This window comes from Bacillus infantis (genome assembly GCF_020171945.1).
Lineage (GTDB): Bacteria > Bacillota > Bacilli > Bacillales > Cytobacillaceae > Bacillus_AB > Bacillus_AB infantis_A.
Genome location: NZ_JAIVAP010000001.1, coordinates 298886 through 313161 on the forward strand (window position 1 = coordinate 298886; position 14276 = coordinate 313161).

20 protein-coding genes are annotated in these 14276 nt (G+C 44.7%); 14 read left to right on the forward strand and 6 right to left on the reverse strand.

Annotated elements, in window-relative coordinates:
* Positions 1–48 precede the first annotated feature (48 nt).
* The 4 genes from LCM00_RS01440 to LCM00_RS01455 all read left to right on the forward strand — a co-directional run bounded on the left by LCM00_RS01440 (position 49) and on the right by LCM00_RS01455 (position 3040).
* Complete coding sequence (locus LCM00_RS01440) at positions 49–552, forward strand: CBO0543 family protein (protein WP_224897172.1); 504 nt, start codon at positions 49–51, stop codon at positions 550–552.
* Positions 553–625: 73 nt separating this feature from the next.
* Positions 626–1327, forward strand: a complete 702-nt coding sequence (gene pxpB, locus LCM00_RS01445; protein WP_224897174.1) for a 5-oxoprolinase subunit PxpB — start codon at positions 626–628, stop codon at positions 1325–1327.
* The gene (locus LCM00_RS01450) at positions 1318–2295 is read left to right on the forward strand and encodes a 5-oxoprolinase subunit C family protein (protein ID WP_224897177.1); all 978 of its coding nucleotides are present in this window, start codon (positions 1318–1320) and stop codon (positions 2293–2295) included. Before pxpB ends, LCM00_RS01450 begins: the two co-directional genes overlap by 10 nt.
* Positions 2282–3040, forward strand: coding sequence for a LamB/YcsF family protein (locus LCM00_RS01455; RefSeq protein ID WP_224897178.1), 759 nt, complete (start codon positions 2282–2284; stop codon positions 3038–3040). Before LCM00_RS01450 ends, LCM00_RS01455 begins: the two co-directional genes overlap by 14 nt.
* 21 nt (positions 3041–3061) lie before the next feature.
* On the opposite strand, the gene LCM00_RS24585 is transcribed toward LCM00_RS01455, so the two are convergent.
* A complete protein-coding gene (locus tag LCM00_RS24585) occupies positions 3062–3196 on the reverse strand; it encodes a hypothetical protein (RefSeq protein WP_263623187.1) in 135 nt (44 codons plus the stop codon).
* Between the two features lie 263 nt (positions 3197–3459).
* Between LCM00_RS24585 and LCM00_RS01460 the strand changes: the two genes are divergently transcribed.
* Both LCM00_RS01460 and LCM00_RS01465 read left to right on the forward strand, forming a co-directional pair.
* Positions 3460–3780 (forward strand): AbrB/MazE/SpoVT family DNA-binding domain-containing protein, encoded by a 321-nt coding sequence (locus tag LCM00_RS01460; protein ID WP_224897180.1) that lies wholly within the window; start codon positions 3460–3462, stop codon positions 3778–3780.
* Positions 3781–3912: 132 nt separating this feature from the next.
* On the forward strand, positions 3913–4122 hold the full coding sequence (locus tag LCM00_RS01465) for a hypothetical protein (protein ID WP_224897182.1): 210 nt from the start codon (positions 3913–3915) through the stop codon (positions 4120–4122).
* A 53-nt stretch (positions 4123–4175) separates the two neighbouring features.
* Here LCM00_RS01465 and LCM00_RS01470 read toward each other — a convergent pair whose 3' ends face one another.
* The 3 genes from LCM00_RS01470 to LCM00_RS01480 all read right to left on the reverse strand — a co-directional run bounded on the left by LCM00_RS01470 (position 4176) and on the right by LCM00_RS01480 (position 5791).
* Entirely contained in the window at positions 4176–4472 is a 297-nt protein-coding gene (locus LCM00_RS01470; protein ID WP_224897184.1) for a hypothetical protein, read from the reverse strand.
* Positions 4473–4539: 67 nt separating this feature from the next.
* On the reverse strand, positions 4540–5388 hold the full coding sequence (locus LCM00_RS01475) for an MBL fold metallo-hydrolase (protein ID WP_404802131.1): 849 nt from the start codon (positions 5386–5388) through the stop codon (positions 4540–4542).
* A 115-nt stretch (positions 5389–5503) separates the two neighbouring features.
* Complete coding sequence (locus tag LCM00_RS01480) at positions 5504–5791, reverse strand: hypothetical protein (RefSeq protein ID WP_224897186.1); 288 nt, start codon at positions 5789–5791, stop codon at positions 5504–5506.
* A gap of 348 nt (positions 5792–6139) precedes the next feature.
* Here LCM00_RS01480 and LCM00_RS01485 point away from each other — a divergent pair, with 348 nt between their 5' ends.
* Together LCM00_RS01485 and LCM00_RS01490 are read left to right on the forward strand one after the other, a co-directional pair.
* Entirely contained in the window at positions 6140–6583 is a 444-nt protein-coding gene (locus LCM00_RS01485) for a MerR family transcriptional regulator (RefSeq protein ID WP_224897188.1), read from the forward strand.
* Between the two features lie 74 nt (positions 6584–6657).
* On the forward strand, positions 6658–7974 hold the full coding sequence (locus LCM00_RS01490; RefSeq protein WP_224897190.1) for a hemolysin family protein: 1317 nt from the start codon (positions 6658–6660) through the stop codon (positions 7972–7974).
* A 31-nt stretch (positions 7975–8005) separates the two neighbouring features.
* On the opposite strand, the gene LCM00_RS01495 is transcribed toward LCM00_RS01490, so the two are convergent.
* Entirely contained in the window at positions 8006–8587 is a 582-nt protein-coding gene (locus tag LCM00_RS01495) for a YitT family protein (RefSeq protein WP_224897192.1), read from the reverse strand.
* Positions 8588–8715: 128 nt separating this feature from the next.
* Here LCM00_RS01495 and LCM00_RS01500 point away from each other — a divergent pair, with 128 nt between their 5' ends.
* The 3 genes from LCM00_RS01500 (at position 8716) to LCM00_RS01515 (ending at position 11297) form a co-directional block, all read left to right on the forward strand.
* Complete coding sequence (locus LCM00_RS01500; protein WP_224897193.1) at positions 8716–9585, forward strand: dimethylarginine dimethylaminohydrolase family protein; 870 nt, start codon at positions 8716–8718, stop codon at positions 9583–9585.
* Positions 9586–9651: 66 nt separating this feature from the next.
* Positions 9652–9819 carry a hypothetical protein gene (locus LCM00_RS01505; RefSeq protein WP_224897195.1) on the forward strand — a complete coding sequence of 56 codons (168 nt, stop codon included), beginning with the start codon at positions 9652–9654 and terminating at the stop codon, positions 9817–9819.
* Positions 9820–10187: 368 nt separating this feature from the next.
* Positions 10188–11297, forward strand: a complete 1110-nt coding sequence (locus tag LCM00_RS01515; protein WP_224897199.1) for an AI-2E family transporter — start codon at positions 10188–10190, stop codon at positions 11295–11297.
* A gap of 54 nt (positions 11298–11351) precedes the next feature.
* Here the strand turns inward: LCM00_RS01515 and LCM00_RS01520 are convergent, their stop codons facing one another.
* The gene (locus tag LCM00_RS01520) at positions 11352–11918 is read right to left on the reverse strand and encodes a GNAT family N-acetyltransferase (RefSeq protein WP_224897201.1); all 567 of its coding nucleotides are present in this window, start codon (positions 11916–11918) and stop codon (positions 11352–11354) included.
* 119 nt (positions 11919–12037) lie between these two features.
* Between LCM00_RS01520 and LCM00_RS01525 the strand changes: the two genes are divergently transcribed.
* The 3 genes from LCM00_RS01525 to LCM00_RS01535 all read left to right on the forward strand — a co-directional run bounded on the left by LCM00_RS01525 (position 12038) and on the right by LCM00_RS01535 (position 14257).
* Entirely contained in the window at positions 12038–12382 is a 345-nt protein-coding gene (locus LCM00_RS01525) for a hypothetical protein (protein WP_224897204.1), read from the forward strand.
* A gap of 84 nt (positions 12383–12466) precedes the next feature.
* Positions 12467–12946: a YusW family protein gene (locus LCM00_RS01530; RefSeq protein WP_224897206.1), complete on the forward strand. Its 480-nt coding sequence runs from the start codon at positions 12467–12469 to the stop codon at positions 12944–12946.
* Between the two features lie 195 nt (positions 12947–13141).
* The gene (locus LCM00_RS01535) at positions 13142–14257 is read left to right on the forward strand and encodes a metallophosphoesterase (protein ID WP_224897208.1); all 1116 of its coding nucleotides are present in this window, start codon (positions 13142–13144) and stop codon (positions 14255–14257) included.
* The last annotated feature ends 19 nt before the right edge of the window (positions 14258–14276 follow it).

Consider the following 14276-nt stretch of genomic DNA (forward strand, 5'->3'; position numbering starts at 1 on the left):
TACAATAAAAGTAAATTATAAAATGATACTCCTATTGAGGTGCAGAAGATGAATATTACATTATCCATTATCCTGGCTGTTTGCGCTGGCTATTTGAAAGCATGGAAAAACTGGCGTGTCTTTCACCCTACAATGCTTTATACCTCTGTATTGGTGCTTTTGTACAATTTTATCTGCAAAGATCATCTATTATGGAAGCACAAAAGCATTCCTTTCGAATCGCATTTTGCAGGAGAGCTGCTTCATGCATTCGCCATACTCCCTGCCATAACGGTATTATACCTGACATTCTACCCGGAAAAGGGTGGCAGACTCCGGTATATAATACTTTGGAGTATTCTTTCCTTTGCGGCAGAATTCCCTTTTGCTGCAACAGGGATGATTGTTTTTGAGAATGGATATCAATATTGGATGGAGCTTCTCTTTTACCCGGTGATGTACATAATGATCAGGCTGCATTATACGAGGCCCTTAGCGGCTTACGGCCTTTCATGTGTAATCATCCTTTTGCTGGTCTGGCTTTTCAAAGTGCCGGTTCAGCTTGCCTTTTAAATCATGCACCTATCTTGTACAATAGTCAGTATACTTGTTTGTTTCTGACTACTTAGAGAAAGCTGGTGCAAATATGCCTTATCGTACATATGCTGCAGGCGACAGCTGCATCATCCTTGAGTTCGGAAGCAGCATCGACCCGGAAAGCAATCAAAAAGTCCGGAAAGCGGCTTCCCTGCTATCAAAAAAACCTTTCAGGGGCATGATTGAATGCGTCCCTGCCTTTCATACACTGGCTGTCCATTATGATCCCTATGCCGTCGGCACTTTTTTTCCCTTTGAGACAGCCTCTTCCTTGATTGATGAAAAGCTCGGAGAAGAAATACATTTGGATGGTGTTAAACCGCGGCTTTTGGAAATCCCCGTCTGCTATGAAGGAGCACATGCCCCTGACCTGGCATTTGTAGCCCGTTCAAATGGATTGTCTGAAGAAGAAGTTATAGAGATGCATAGTAAACAAGACTACGAAATTTACTTTCTTGGCTTCTCTCCCGGCTTCCCTTTTCTTGGCGGGATGGATCCGCGCATAGCGGCTCCGCGTAAAACTACCCCCAGATTGAAGATTCCCTCTGGCTCGGTGGGCATTGCTGGCAGGCAGACAGGGATATACCCTGACGAGACTCCTGGAGGCTGGCAGATTATCGGAAGGACACCGATAAAGTTATTTAATGCAAAAAGGGAAGAACCCAGCTTGCTTAAACCCGGGGACCGTTTGCGTTTCTTTCCGATTGGAGAAGCAGAATTTCAGTCAGGGGGCGGCAGTCTATGGGAATAAAAGTACTTAAGCCGGGACTAATGACGACGATTCAGGATGCAGGCAGAAAAGGATTTCAAAATATCGGAGTATCGCCATCAGGTGCGATGGATCTTTTCTCCTATACACTTGCCAATCTGGCAGCAGGCAATTTCAATAATGAAGCAGTTCTTGAAATTACGTTGATTGGTCCCAGGCTGCTCTTCGAAAAGGATAGCATCTTCAGCTTCTTTGGCGCTGAAACAGAAGCAAAGCTGAACGGCATCATTGTCCAATCAGGCAAGCCGATCACTGCAAAAAAAGGAGATGTTCTTTCTTTTGGCAGAATGAAGGAGGGCTGCCGTACATATTTGGCCTTCCATGGCGGCATTTTGGTGCCCGCTCAGATGGGAAGCAGGAGCACATATCTAAAAGGAGGATTTGGCGGCCTAGAGGGCAGAACATTAGAAAATAACGATGTCCTCCCTATCAGACAATCCACCGGCCGATTCAGCAGAAGCTGGGCCCTCTCCCCCTCGCTCACATCTTATCTAAAGCATGATAAGATCAGGGTGATGCCCGGCAGGCAGTCTGACTGGTTTTCTCCTGATGCTATTAAGCAGTTTTCAGAGCAGGAATTTACTATTTCAGCGGATTCTGACAGAATGGGATACAGGCTGAAGGGCCCTTCGCTCACAAAAGCCAGGGAAATTGAAATGATTACAGAGCCAGTATCATCCGGGACAGTCCAGGTGCCTGCTGACGGCAATCCCATCATCCTGATGGCTGAGAGGCAGACAACAGGCGGATACCCGAAAATCGCCCAGGTCCTGTCCGCAGACATTCCAATACTTGCACAAAAAAAACCGGGAGATAAGATCAGGTTTGCTGCTGCCACCTTGGAAGAAGCACAAACAGCTTATATGAATCGTGCAAAAACAATAGGATACATGACAAAAATTGTGAAAGAAAAATGGGAGAAAGAGGTGCGCTTAAATGAAGAAAATTGATTTGAACTGTGATCTCGGTGAAAGCTTTGGAAGCTTCAAGATCGGATCTGATGAGGAAATCATGGCTTATATCACATCCGCGAATATTGCCTGCGGCTTCCATGCAGGAGATCCTGGGACAATGCGCAGAACAGTGAAGCTTGCCCTTCAGCATGGGACGGCCATAGGTGCTCACCCGGGTTTGCCTGACCTCCAGGGATTTGGCCGAAGAAAAATGGATATTGATCCTGAAGAAGCCTACGATCTGGTGCTGTATCAAATCGGCGCACTCTCTGCTTTTGTTAAAGCGGAAGGCGGCAGACTCAGCCACGTAAAACCTCATGGGGCGCTTTATAATATGTGTGCAGTTGATAAACGGCTTGCAGAGGCGGTGGCAAAGGCTGTACAGAGTGCGGACGAAGAACTCGTCCTTTTTGGGCTTCATAACAGCGAAAGCACCAGGGCAGCGGAAAGGATCGGAATCAGAGCTGCGCATGAGGTATTTGCGGACAGAAGATATGAGGATGACGGAACGCTTGTTTCAAGATCAAACAGCGTTGCCCTGATCACTGCTGCAGAAGAAGCAGTCCGCCAGGTGCTGAGAATGGTACTGGAAAATAAAGCCGTCAGCCGGAATGGAAATGAGATTGATATCAAAGCGGATACAATATGCCTCCATGGCGATGGTCTCCATGCGCTGGAGTTTGCGGCAATGCTTCATGCCGCCCTGAAGGACAGAGGCATTGAGGTGGCTTCTTACAGATAAAAAAGGGGGTGCTCCCCCCTCTTACCTTTCAGCCTCCTGCTCTTCCCTGGACCTTTCTTCTTCTTCATCTACAAGAATGTAAGCGATCTGCTCTTCCATTACATGATGGAGAGCATCAAGCTCCTCCTCGCTCATCAGCTTCTTTTCATCCTTCATATTTCTTCCTCCTTTTAGATATGCTTTTGTCAGGCTGCAGCCCTTTTGTACTTTCTCCTTATTTTTCCCTGGTTAAACTTAAGCTGGAATACAACTATTCTTATTCTTCCAGAGAAACGGGCTCTGTATGATAAAAAAAGTCCCTTTTCCCTCCCTCGTATGCAATATGAGGTTTTCTTCCCTCCTTCAAGTGCTATGTAGTAAGTAAGCTCGAAAACGTGATTCAGCAGAGAGTCAGTAAAATAATTCGGGGAAGTGTTATGATGCAAAGCGTCTATAAATGCAAAAATTTTACTAAGACCGGAAAAGTCCTGCTGCCAAGTCCCTGGAGGAAAAAATTCGACCTTCTCCCAGGCCGGCTAGCCGACCTGGAGTTCGAAGATGAAGACAAGAAAATTTTAATCAGAAAAGCAGATCCAAGAAGTACTGAAAACAAAAGACTTGTTTCTGATAATGGGTCCATCCATATTCCAATGGAGCTGAGAAATCTGCTTGACCTGAAGGATCAGGAGGAATATTGCCTCTTCATTGATGAACAGGCCAAGCAATTCATTTTGCAGATCATGCCGGACAAGACAGGTTAGTGTCCCTTTACCGGTCATTTTTCCGGTGCTGCCGCAGCAGCTTGGCCACAATGGAACTGTTTTTCTATTTTCCACCGCTTTCCTGGATAGCGCGTTCCTGCCGGCAGCAACCTAATGTCAGGAGGTGGAAGCATGGATCCCATTAAGCCGGGAAATGAAAAAATGCCTGATTTCAGGGAGCTGGATGACAGGCTTATTGCACAGCATTCTTCAGAGCCTTTCCTCGTCATTAAAACCAATTTGGATCCTGAGAACTCAACATTAGAAAACCCATATTTTAAAAATGAAAAACTGACAGACCGGATTGCCTTTGAGAGTTATTTTGATGAAGATCAACAGTAAGAAAAGCCCTGGATGCCCAGGGCTTTTCTGCTGTTATCAGCTTAAAAAGCCTGTCAGTAATATTCATAGCCGCAGCTAGCATGGTCCCCATACAGCATTGAGATCATTTTTTCTGAATCTTCCTCTGAAACCTGCCTGTAATCATGGGCAAATGCCTTTAATGTGTCGCAGAACCCAACATTATTTTCGCCGACACTTTCAGCCCAGCTGGCAAAATTACGGTAATCCTCCAGGGGGTCATAAGATTCAAATTCGGCCACTTTATCATTGGAGCCCAGTGTGGTCACTTCAATCCCTTTATATGAATTGGGATCATGTTCTTCATACTTCACGCATGCATAGAAAATCATGATATACAGCCCCTTTTTTTCTCTAGTTTGGGCGGGGCAGAAGATTTTATGCACACAAAAGGTCCTATCAGCTATTCCCGTCGACATATTTGCCATGGTCCGGCACCGCCAAATCGCCAAAATGATCTGCAAGCCTCTGCAATCCTTCTGCCAATCCAGGGCCTGACATCGGACGGCCATGCCCAGTTCCAGCCGCCGAAGGGTTCAATGCAGCCAGCTTTAAGACAGATTCTTCTGCGGCCTTCCAGTCCGTAGTCAAGTAACGGGGCGGCCCGTTCACCTCTTCTTCCTGGACAAGGACTTTATAAAGTGAATCCTGCCTTACCGTCACAAAAGCATCTCCGGCAATAAGCAGGCTGTCTGCCTCCCTGAACAGGGAAACATGGCCCGGGGAATGTCCGGGTGTGTGGATCCATTTCCATCCCGGCAATGCAGGAACAGACCCATCAGAAGGAAGCGGATGGATATATTCACTTATATCGATTCCTTCATGCGGAAACAGCGGCGACATCTTGGCAATCATCCCGCCCTCGACACTGGCGTCAGGCTTAGGATAATCCTTCATCCCTGTTAAATATGGGAGCTCGAGCTCATGTGCATAAACTGGCACTTTCCAGGTTTCAAGCAGTCCGATTATCCCTCCAATATGATCGAAATGCCCATGAGTCAGGATGATTGCTTTTGGTGCAGCTCCTTCACCGAAGAGATCTTCAGCAGCTTCAATAATTTTTCCTGCCGATTTAGGCATACCTGCATCAATCAGCACCCAATCATTAGAACCGTCATTTAACTCAGCAAAAAAGACATTGACAATTTGAATTGGCAGACAATGGACGTCAGGGGTGATATTGTTCATATCTCCGCTTGTTGCTGAAGCAACCGGGAGAAAACGGTTGGATGATGAACTCTCTTTCATGCAATCAGCTCCTCTGCTTTTCTGCCTATCTTTACCCTTCTTGAACTGAAATAGTCGCTCTCAGGTTCTGTTTCAACCGAAAAAAGCATCCATCAAGGATGCTTTTGCCAGCCTTTTAAAAGGCCTTGCCCGCAGCTATGCGGTATTGCCTGATGAAATGCTCAGGGCTGATATAAACCTTATATGGATAGAGGCCGTGGTTTGTATGCAAGTACAAAAAACCGAAGGAAGACTGTTCCCGGTAGGAGACATCATATATATCAGCCAGCCTGAATTCGCGGTCTTCTGCGACGACCCGGTCGTCATACAGGTGGAGGTGGCACTCGGTTTCTATCACTTTTTGTTCATTCCATTCCACTTTTCTGCTGAATATACGATAAGGATGCGAACAGCGGTGTGCCAAATCAGTCAGTTTCCCCCTTTATTTTATATAGAGACAGGTTTGCCATGATCTCTGTTATGTACTATGTTAATTGAAGCTGCCCCGCTATTTCAACTAAAATGGGACCCGGCTTATTGCCGGGCCATGCCAGGCTAACGCCTGCTCTTGCTTTTTCGGTAGACCAGAAAGGCGACCACAATCGCAGCAATAATAATAAGCGGCAAGAATGAAAGCACAGTCTGCCAAAACGGATGTGTAGAGTCCATAAGAAAATTCCTCCCTATCCTTTTTATAGGTTTTACCCTATCCTGATAAGAAAATTCCATTCCCGCCAAAACTTAATGATTGTGATTTTAAATAAATAGGATTATGATTTTCACTATAACTAAAACGTTCTGCTGGGGAGGCGATGAGTTTGGGGCAGAGAAACTGAAAATCGGGGAAATTGCAAAAAGGGCGAATGTAACGAAGCGGACGGTAGATTATTACACACAAATCGGTCTTATCAAAGCAAGGCGTACTGCTTCCAATTACCGCTACTATGATGCAGAAGCTCTTGATACCCTCAAATATATCGAACAGTGCAAAAGGAATAGCTTTTCACTGGAAGAAATAAAGAACAGACTGAAGGAAAAAGAATCAGATCTTACCGATTATGAAACACTTAAAGTAAAGATATCCGGTTTGGATAAGGAGCTTTCCGAGCTGCTCCAAAATCTGGAGGATAAAGGACTGAAGAAGGAAGCTCTTAAAAAGCATCTTTCTGCCGAGAGCATATCGCTCATGCAGACCATTCTCCTGTTATTGATGTAGCCCTCCTGCCGGAACTTACAGCAGACTTTTTTACTCATCCAGGAGGTGTAAGCCTTACTATGTAAGGCGATTCGTTGGACATATTTATCAACTTGATATTAGTTGCACTTTTAATTGCTTTAACCGCTTTTTTTGTATCAGCAGAATTTGCAATTGTGAAAGTCAGAAGTTCGAGGATTGACCAGCTGATTGAAGAAAATAAACCGGGAGCCCAGGCGGCCAGGCATGTTATCACCCATATGGATGAATACCTTTCAGCCTGCCAGCTGGGAATAACTATCACAGCGCTCGGCCTTGGCTGGCTTGGGGAACCGACGGTCGAAAAGCTGCTTCATCCTCTTTTCGAGAGTTTGGAGCTTAATCCATCGCTCACCCATCTTTTATCTTTCGGGATTGCCTTTGCTTCCATTACATTTCTGCATGTTGTGGTCGGCGAATTGGCTCCTAAGACCATGGCCATCCAGCTGTCAGAAAGAATCACCCTTTTATTTGCGAAGCCGCTGATTATGTTTTATAAGCTGATGTTTCCTTTCATTTGGGCGCTCAATGGTTCAGCAAGGATACTTACCGGCCTGTTCGGTCTCAAGCCTGCTTCAGAAAATGATCTGGCACATTCTGAAGAAGAGCTCCGGATCATCCTTTCTGAAAGCTATGAGAGCGGTGAAATCAATAAATCAGAGCTGACATATGTAAATAATATCTTTGAATTCGATAACAGGCTGGCCAAGGAAATCATGGTGCCTCGGACGGAAATCGTCAGCCTTTCCATCGATGACAGTGTGGAGGATATCCTCGGTACCATCCGTGAGGAGAAGTACACACGCTATCCGGTCATAAATGGAGATAAGGACAATATTGAAGGAATCGTCAACATTAAGGACATCCTGACTGCCACCGTAAAAAGGGAAACGCTGACAGGTGCTCCCATCACCGCTTTTTTGAAGCCTGCCATCAGGGTCATTGAGACGATACCGATCCATGATCTTCTCCTAAAAATGCAGAAGGAGCGGACCCATATGGCCCTGCTGCTGGATGAATACGGCGGGACAGCAGGACTTGTGACAGTAGAAGATATCATCGAAGAAATCGTCGGTGAGATCCGGGATGAATTTGATGCAGATGAAATTTCTGATATCCGCAAATTGGCTGAAGGCCATTATATCATCAGCGGCAAGGTCCTTATCGAAGATGTCAATGACCTCCTTGGCACGAACCTGCCCGAAGAGGATGTTGATACATTTGGCGGCTGGTTCCTTTCCCAGCGGTATGATGTAGTCCAGGGGGAAGAAATCATTGAGGAAAACTACTCCTTTACTGTAAAAGAACTGGAAGGACATCATATTGTTTTTATAGAGGTCAGGAGACTGGCTGAAGAAGAAAGCCCTGAGTAAGGGCTTTTTTTGGTACCAAATGCAACCTCCCCTACCCTTTTGCGGTCCGATAGGTGCATAGGCTTGTGACCAGCCCTACTGTCAGGACCGTGATAAGGGAAAGCATGAAGGTGTCCCCTGAAACAAGCAGTCCTCCGATAGAGATGACAAGGCAATCAATCAATAAGATCACTATCCCCACATTCATTCCTGAAAGATCCGCGATAAATTGAGCCAATAGGTCTGTCCCACCTGTGCTCGTGCCATAGCGGAGCATCAGGCCTATGCCCAGGCCGACAAGCGCCCCTCCGGCAATTGAACCGATGGCAGGGTCGATAGATGGAAGAGACCTGCTGACTGGGTTCAGGATATCGATTAAGATGGAGGACAGCAGCAAACCGTGCAGGCTGTTGAAAAAATAACCTCTATCCTTGAACCAGGCAAGAGCGAATATCGGAATGCTCATCAGGAGAATGGACAATCCTGCTTCAAATCCCCATAAGTAATTGCAGATTAAACCGAGGCCGATGACACCGCCGTCAAGAACCTTGTTAGGAATTAGAAAACCGTTTATCCCCAGAGAAAGAAGAAGGCATCCGGTAAGGATGATAGCCGATTTTTTAAAAATCATCATTGAACACTCCTGGCTGCTGCATGTCCTCTAGTATATGAAGCCAGTCCCACGGATAGTATGAGCTTTTTTCATAACTGGCCTGGTTTAGGTGAATAGTAAGGAAAGTAACCTGATTTTAGGAGGATATTATGGTAAAACAAACGCCAGATATGCCGGCATATGTGGGAAGCGAATATGACCGGCTGAAAAAAGTGGTTCTCTGTGAACCGGAGCATATGACCATCAAAGATGTGATCAACGAGACCCAGCGGCATTTTCTGAAAGAAGGCATTGATATTGAAAAGGCATTGGAGCAGCACCGCAATTTTGTTAAAACACTAGAGCAATACGGTGTGGAGGTTTCCCTCCTCCCTGCCCGGGGCAAATATCCTGAACAGGTCTTCACGAGGGATATCGGTTTCACCCTCGGCCAGACCGTGTTTGTGGCAGAAATGGCGAGCAGGGTCAGGCAGGGCGAGGAAGATGTGTTCAAAGAATGGCTGGAAAAGGAGCGGACTTCCTATTTCAACCTGATTGGCGAAAAAATTGAAGGCGGAGATATCGTCATAGACCGCAATACTGTTTATGTCGGCTTAAGTGACAGGACGAATGAGAAAGCTGCAGCACATTTGAAATCGCTTCTGCCAGATCATGAAGTGATTACAGTCCCTTTTACAGATAAATTCCTTCATCTCGATTGTGTCTTCAATGTCATTTCTGAAGACGAGGCCTTGATTTATCCTGGAGAAATCGACCCAAAAGCACTGGAATACATTAAATCCAGATATCACCTGATAGAAGTATCCAAAGAAGAACAATTTTCCCTGGGAACGAACGTATTATGCATAGGGGACAAGAGGATCTTCAGCCTGACGGTTAATGAAAATGTCAACAGGCAGCTGAAAGAAAGAGGCTTCGAAGTAATTGAAGTGGATATAACGGAAATCATTAAGTCCGGTGGAGCCTTCCGCTGCTGCACCCTTCCTGTATTGAGAGAAAGCCCCGGTCTAAGAGGATAAAATGATCATTATGCCTCCCTTCCTTTCATATGCTTTATATATGACTGGTTTTGGGAGGCATGATGCTTGATGAATCTTTTTGCTGCAGTCATCACTGTTTTATTATTGCTTATTCTTATTGAAGAATCTTTCATATACGGAATCTGCCGCTATATGAATGGACCAGGAAAATTTGAAAGGGCAATGGCCGCCAAATTTAAGCAGGCAAAGCAGAAGCTTGAAGAAAAAATTTAGCTTCCCTGTCTTAGAACCCATTGTCTGAGTGACCCGGATATTATAAAATAAATACATTCCATAAGGACAGGAGTGTAGATGTGATGGCCAGATCCAAGGCAAAGAAGCTGCGCGCTAAAATGGTGCGTGAAGGAAAAAGAAACCCGGAAAGCAAAAGGAGCCCTTATGCGTTACTTGATATGTCTGAAAGAAAGACAAAAACAAAGAAAGATCTTTTATACAAATCCAAACATAAGGGCCAATCTGGGTCTTTTTATTTTGCCGCTTGAATGGTGATGCCCGCTTTATAAACATAACATCGTAAATTTCAGGAAAATTATTCTGACATCTGTTATACTTTTACAGGAAGAAAGTGAAAGGTGAATTCTGTGACAAAAAAAAATATCCAATTCTGGTCTCTTCAGATTCTTCTGATAGTGGCCATCATTTACGTATCATCCAAAATATCCTTTTTGTTTGAACCAATCGGAATCTTTGTGTCTACCTTGTTTTTCCCGATTATCATCTCAGGCTTCCTCTATTTCCTGCTTAATCCGGTCGTCAATTTCCTTCAGGCAAGAAAACTGCCGAGGACCCTTGCCATTGTGATCATTTACCTGATTATCATCGGCCTCATCGTCCTGGTGATCGGCAGCCTTGTTCCTATCATCTCAAAGCAGGTCACAGCCTTATTCAATGATCTGCCGACATATGCACAAAGAACAAGAATCTACATAGAAAATCTCTCAAGCTCGCAGCAGTTCAAATGGGTAATGAGTCAAGATTATGTCCCGATTGAAAATCTGGAAAGGTCATTGATGGAGTTTGCCAACACGATCCCTGACCGGGTGACAAACGGTATTTCCAATGTATTCAGCCTTGTCGCCAATATTACAGTCACAATTGTAACAGTTCCCTTCCTGCTTTTTTATATGTTCAAGGATGGCGGAAGGTTTCCGGCTGCCATATCCAAATTCCTCCCGCTTTCTTATCGGAGCGAAGGTTTAAAGACGCTGAAGGAGACAGGAGAAACCCTGGCAGCTTACATACAGGGACAGGTAACCGTGGCTTTATTCGTCGGGACTCTGGCCTTCATCGGCTATATGATCATTGACCTGCCATATGCACTCGTTCTGGCGCTTATAGTCGCTGTCACGAACATCATTCCTTATGTCGGTCCATTTCTCGGCGGTGCGCCTGCTGTATTGATCGCGCTGTTCGATTCCCCGGCAAAGGCCATCCTGGCGATCATCGTCATTGCCGTTGCCCAGCAGGTTGAAGGGAATATCCTTTCTCCTCTCATCCTTGGAAAAAGGCTGGACACTCACCCTGCCACTATCATCATTCTGCTGCTTGTGGCAGGAAACCTTGCAGGTATCTTGGGGATGATCCTTGCTATTCCAACGTATGCAGTTGTAAAAACAATCGTTATGAACTTTGTACGGTTCCTGCGGGCAAGAAGAGAAAGTGTTGCCTCTGGCTCTGATACTGTCCTTTAAAAAAGGGAAGCAAACTCAGCTGAGTTTGCTTCCTTTTTTGCTGATTTTTCAATATTAATTTTCCTTACAAGTGTTTCCCGCTTTTTTATCATATTCCATCAGCCAGGCATCTCTCCATTCTCCTTCATGGTATTCATTTTTCGGGAGAAGCTTTCTTTTTTGCATTCCGCAGCTCTCATAGCAGGCAATTGCCCTTTCATTCCATGTCTGGGGATCCATGACTACCAGGTCTGCTCCCTTTTCTATGATCAGATAGTCGATCATAGACTGGACGAGCAGCTTTCCGATCCCTTTTCCCCAGAATTTTGGTTCCCCGATGAACTGATCTGTCCCATAGACAGAAATTCCCGGATCGTATCCGTATTTCTCCCTTTCTTCTTCATCAAGCGGATAAAACTGGATATACCCCAGTTCTGTTTCTTCCCATTCAAAAATACAGGCAGCCACATGACGATCCTGTTTATAAAAATGTTCATCGACCATTTGCAGTGAATGAGGATTGTCCCTTCCTTCGTAATATTTCAGCACAGACGGATCCTGCAGCCATCGGACAAGGTGGAATTTATCCCTGTCTTTCAGTGCTCTTACTTTCAGGCTGCCATTTTCAATTAATACACTCATAGTAAGCCTCCGAATTAATATTCTCTTTATTATAACAATTCCATAAACTTCAATCCTTTCCTGTATGTATCCGGCTATTTCTGTCAATAGTGATAGAAAAACAGGAACGGGGATCATATATGAAAAAAGGAATTTATTTTATCAATGAAAAACTGACAGCCGGAGATTATGAGCCAGAAAGTATTCATGAAATCCAAAAGAAGGCAGCGCAGGATTATATGAAAATAAACCGAATATCTTCAGTTAGGCTGAACCCCTGGCAGCTTAATGATCATTATGAAAACCTGCATGCCCTTTATTATGACTTGAAGGAAGGCAAAATGATGCTGGACTGCCTCGTGTGTTTTAATGAACAGTCTGCCTCTGACTTCGCTGCTGCTTATCCAGCCAGATGGCTGCTCCTGAAAAGCTTTTTCCATGAGATATGCTTTTCAGAGGAAAAAGCACTGCCTGCTGCAGAGTAGATAAGAACAGAAAACCTCTCTCATGCGTTTTTTATATAGCGAAATAGGAAATATACATACTATAAAAACGATAGGAGGTTCGTCATGAAAAAATCAAAATTATTGAATCCACTAGCAGCCGCCCTTCTCATGCTTCCGCTTGCTGCCTGTGGAAATGATGAAGATGAAGTACAGTATCCGCCCCCTAGCGCCCCAAGCCAGGAAGATGATTTGAATACGGATAATAAACAGCCGGTTGAGGATTTCTCCCGGATCAATTTTACAGATTTTGAGCTTGATGCTGAGTATCCGGATATGAAATCATATGAAGTTGACTATGAATATGACAGAAATAATACGATGGAAGCTGAGATCAAAGATGGTGTAAATGATGAAGAATTCAACGGAGACGAAGCGCTGGACAAGCTGCTGGAAGCATTCAAGCAATTCACTTTTGATGAAGAATCCTCAGAAGATGAAGTGCTGATACAAGTCATACAAGGTCTTGACCTTAATGAAGATTATGAAAATATTGAAGTTGAAGTGACTTTTACGGATGGTACCGAGAAAACTTATTCAAAATAAAACGGAATCTGAAGGGACAGCTGGTTCATGCCCTTCAGGTTTTTTTGCTGTGTTCCTGAATCAGCATTAAAAGCTGCTGAAAATGTTGTTCTTGACCCTCCTTCCTTAGTATGCAGAATTTTCCACCGCATAACTTTCTGGCATGATTCTCTGTGTTTGAGACACAATAACAGAATCACGGGAAGGCGGTGAGCAATGTTGAGAAAAAGATCATTTTTTATGACAGTGTTTGCTTTATTAACTATGCTCCTCTGTGTTCCTTCCGGTTCAGCTATATACCAGGGACACCATCCCGGCTTGCAGCTCAGGATCATGGAGACGACGGACCTTCACTCTTACATAATGAATTACGAGTATAAAACCGGCAAAAAAGTCAAGAGCTTTGGGTTTGTGAAAACCGTAAGCTTAATAAAGAAAGCGCGCAGTGAGAAAGCTAATACCCTTCTCTTTGACAATGGCGATCTGATCCAGGGCAGTGCCCTGGGAGATTATATTCATGAACATCCAGGCCAGCTCCATCCGATTATCAGCATTATGAACGAGCTGCAGTACGATGCCGCAGCACCCGGCAATCATGAATTCAATTATGGGCTGGGTTATCTTAATAAAAAGCTGAAAGAAGCAGCCTTTCCTTATGTCAACAGCAATCTCTTTATCCAGGGTACAGAATCTTTCCAGGAAGAGCTTCCCTATTTTTCCCCTTATGTCATTCTTCACCGCATCTTCACGGGGGATGATGGCAGAAAATATCCTGTTAAAATCGGTGTGATCGGTTTTATTACACCCGTTGTCCTTAAATGGGATGCAGAACATTTAAAAGGGAAGCTAATCAATAAATCAATTGTCGAATCAGCTGAGCATTATATTCCAATCATGAGGGAAAAAGGCGCCGATGTCGTCATTGCACTGGCACATGCAGGTCTCGAAGCTGATGAACAGGTTAAGGATAAAAGCTTGAACTCAGTGCTCGGGCTGAGCAAGGTTCCTGGAATTGATGCCATTATGTACGGGCATACCCACCAGGTCTTTCCGTCCCCAAAACCATGGCACGGCAGCAGGCTGGTTGATATGGAAGCAGGCACAATCAATGGAATTCCGGCTGTACAGGCAGGTTCTTGGGGAAGCCATTTAGGGATTATAGATCTGAATCTGGCTTTAAAAGAAGGAAAGTGGAAAGTTGTATCCACTGACACAGATGTCCGTCCCGTCTTTCTCCCTGGTGCCCCGGGCCTTTCAGGCGGGATCGAAAATGATCAGAGAGCAAAACAGCTCGCTGAAGATGTTCATCTGAAAGCTAAAAAGCATAAATAAGGACACTGCAGACAATATT

Excerpts from the sequence above, each read along its gene's own strand:
- LCM00_RS01520 (WP_224897201.1), bottom strand. The coding sequence starts at position 11,918 with ATGAGTGTATTAATTGAAAATGGCAGCCTGAAAGTAAGAGCACTGAAA.
- pxpB (WP_224897174.1), top strand. The coding sequence starts at position 626 with ATGCCTTATCGTACATATGCTGCAGGCGACAGCTGCATCATCCTTGAG.
- LCM00_RS01470 (WP_224897184.1), bottom strand. The coding sequence starts at position 4,472 with ATGATTTTCTATGCATGCGTGAAGTATGAAGAACATGATCCCAATTCA.
- LCM00_RS01455 (WP_224897178.1), top strand. The coding sequence starts at position 2,282 with ATGAAGAAAATTGATTTGAACTGTGATCTCGGTGAAAGCTTTGGAAGC.
- LCM00_RS01485 (WP_224897188.1), top strand. The coding sequence starts at position 6,140 with ATGATTTTCACTATAACTAAAACGTTCTGCTGGGGAGGCGATGAGTTT.
- LCM00_RS01535 (WP_224897208.1), top strand. The coding sequence starts at position 13,142 with ATGTTGAGAAAAAGATCATTTTTTATGACAGTGTTTGCTTTATTAACT.
- LCM00_RS01475 (WP_404802131.1), bottom strand. The coding sequence starts at position 5,388 with ATGAAAGAGAGTTCATCATCCAACCGTTTTCTCCCGGTTGCTTCAGCA.
- LCM00_RS01495 (WP_224897192.1), bottom strand. The coding sequence starts at position 8,587 with ATGATGATTTTTAAAAAATCGGCTATCATCCTTACCGGATGCCTTCTT.
- LCM00_RS01500 (WP_224897193.1), top strand. The coding sequence starts at position 8,716 with ATGGTAAAACAAACGCCAGATATGCCGGCATATGTGGGAAGCGAATAT.
- LCM00_RS01465 (WP_224897182.1), top strand. The coding sequence starts at position 3,913 with ATGGATCCCATTAAGCCGGGAAATGAAAAAATGCCTGATTTCAGGGAG.
- LCM00_RS01450 (WP_224897177.1), top strand. The coding sequence starts at position 1,318 with ATGGGAATAAAAGTACTTAAGCCGGGACTAATGACGACGATTCAGGAT.
- LCM00_RS01530 (WP_224897206.1), top strand. The coding sequence starts at position 12,467 with ATGAAAAAATCAAAATTATTGAATCCACTAGCAGCCGCCCTTCTCATG.
- LCM00_RS24585 (WP_263623187.1), bottom strand. The coding sequence starts at position 3,196 with ATGAAGGATGAAAAGAAGCTGATGAGCGAGGAGGAGCTTGATGCTCTC.
- LCM00_RS01460 (WP_224897180.1), top strand. The coding sequence starts at position 3,460 with ATGCAAAGCGTCTATAAATGCAAAAATTTTACTAAGACCGGAAAAGTC.
- LCM00_RS01525 (WP_224897204.1), top strand. The coding sequence starts at position 12,038 with ATGAAAAAAGGAATTTATTTTATCAATGAAAAACTGACAGCCGGAGAT.
- LCM00_RS01440 (WP_224897172.1), top strand. The coding sequence starts at position 49 with ATGAATATTACATTATCCATTATCCTGGCTGTTTGCGCTGGCTATTTG.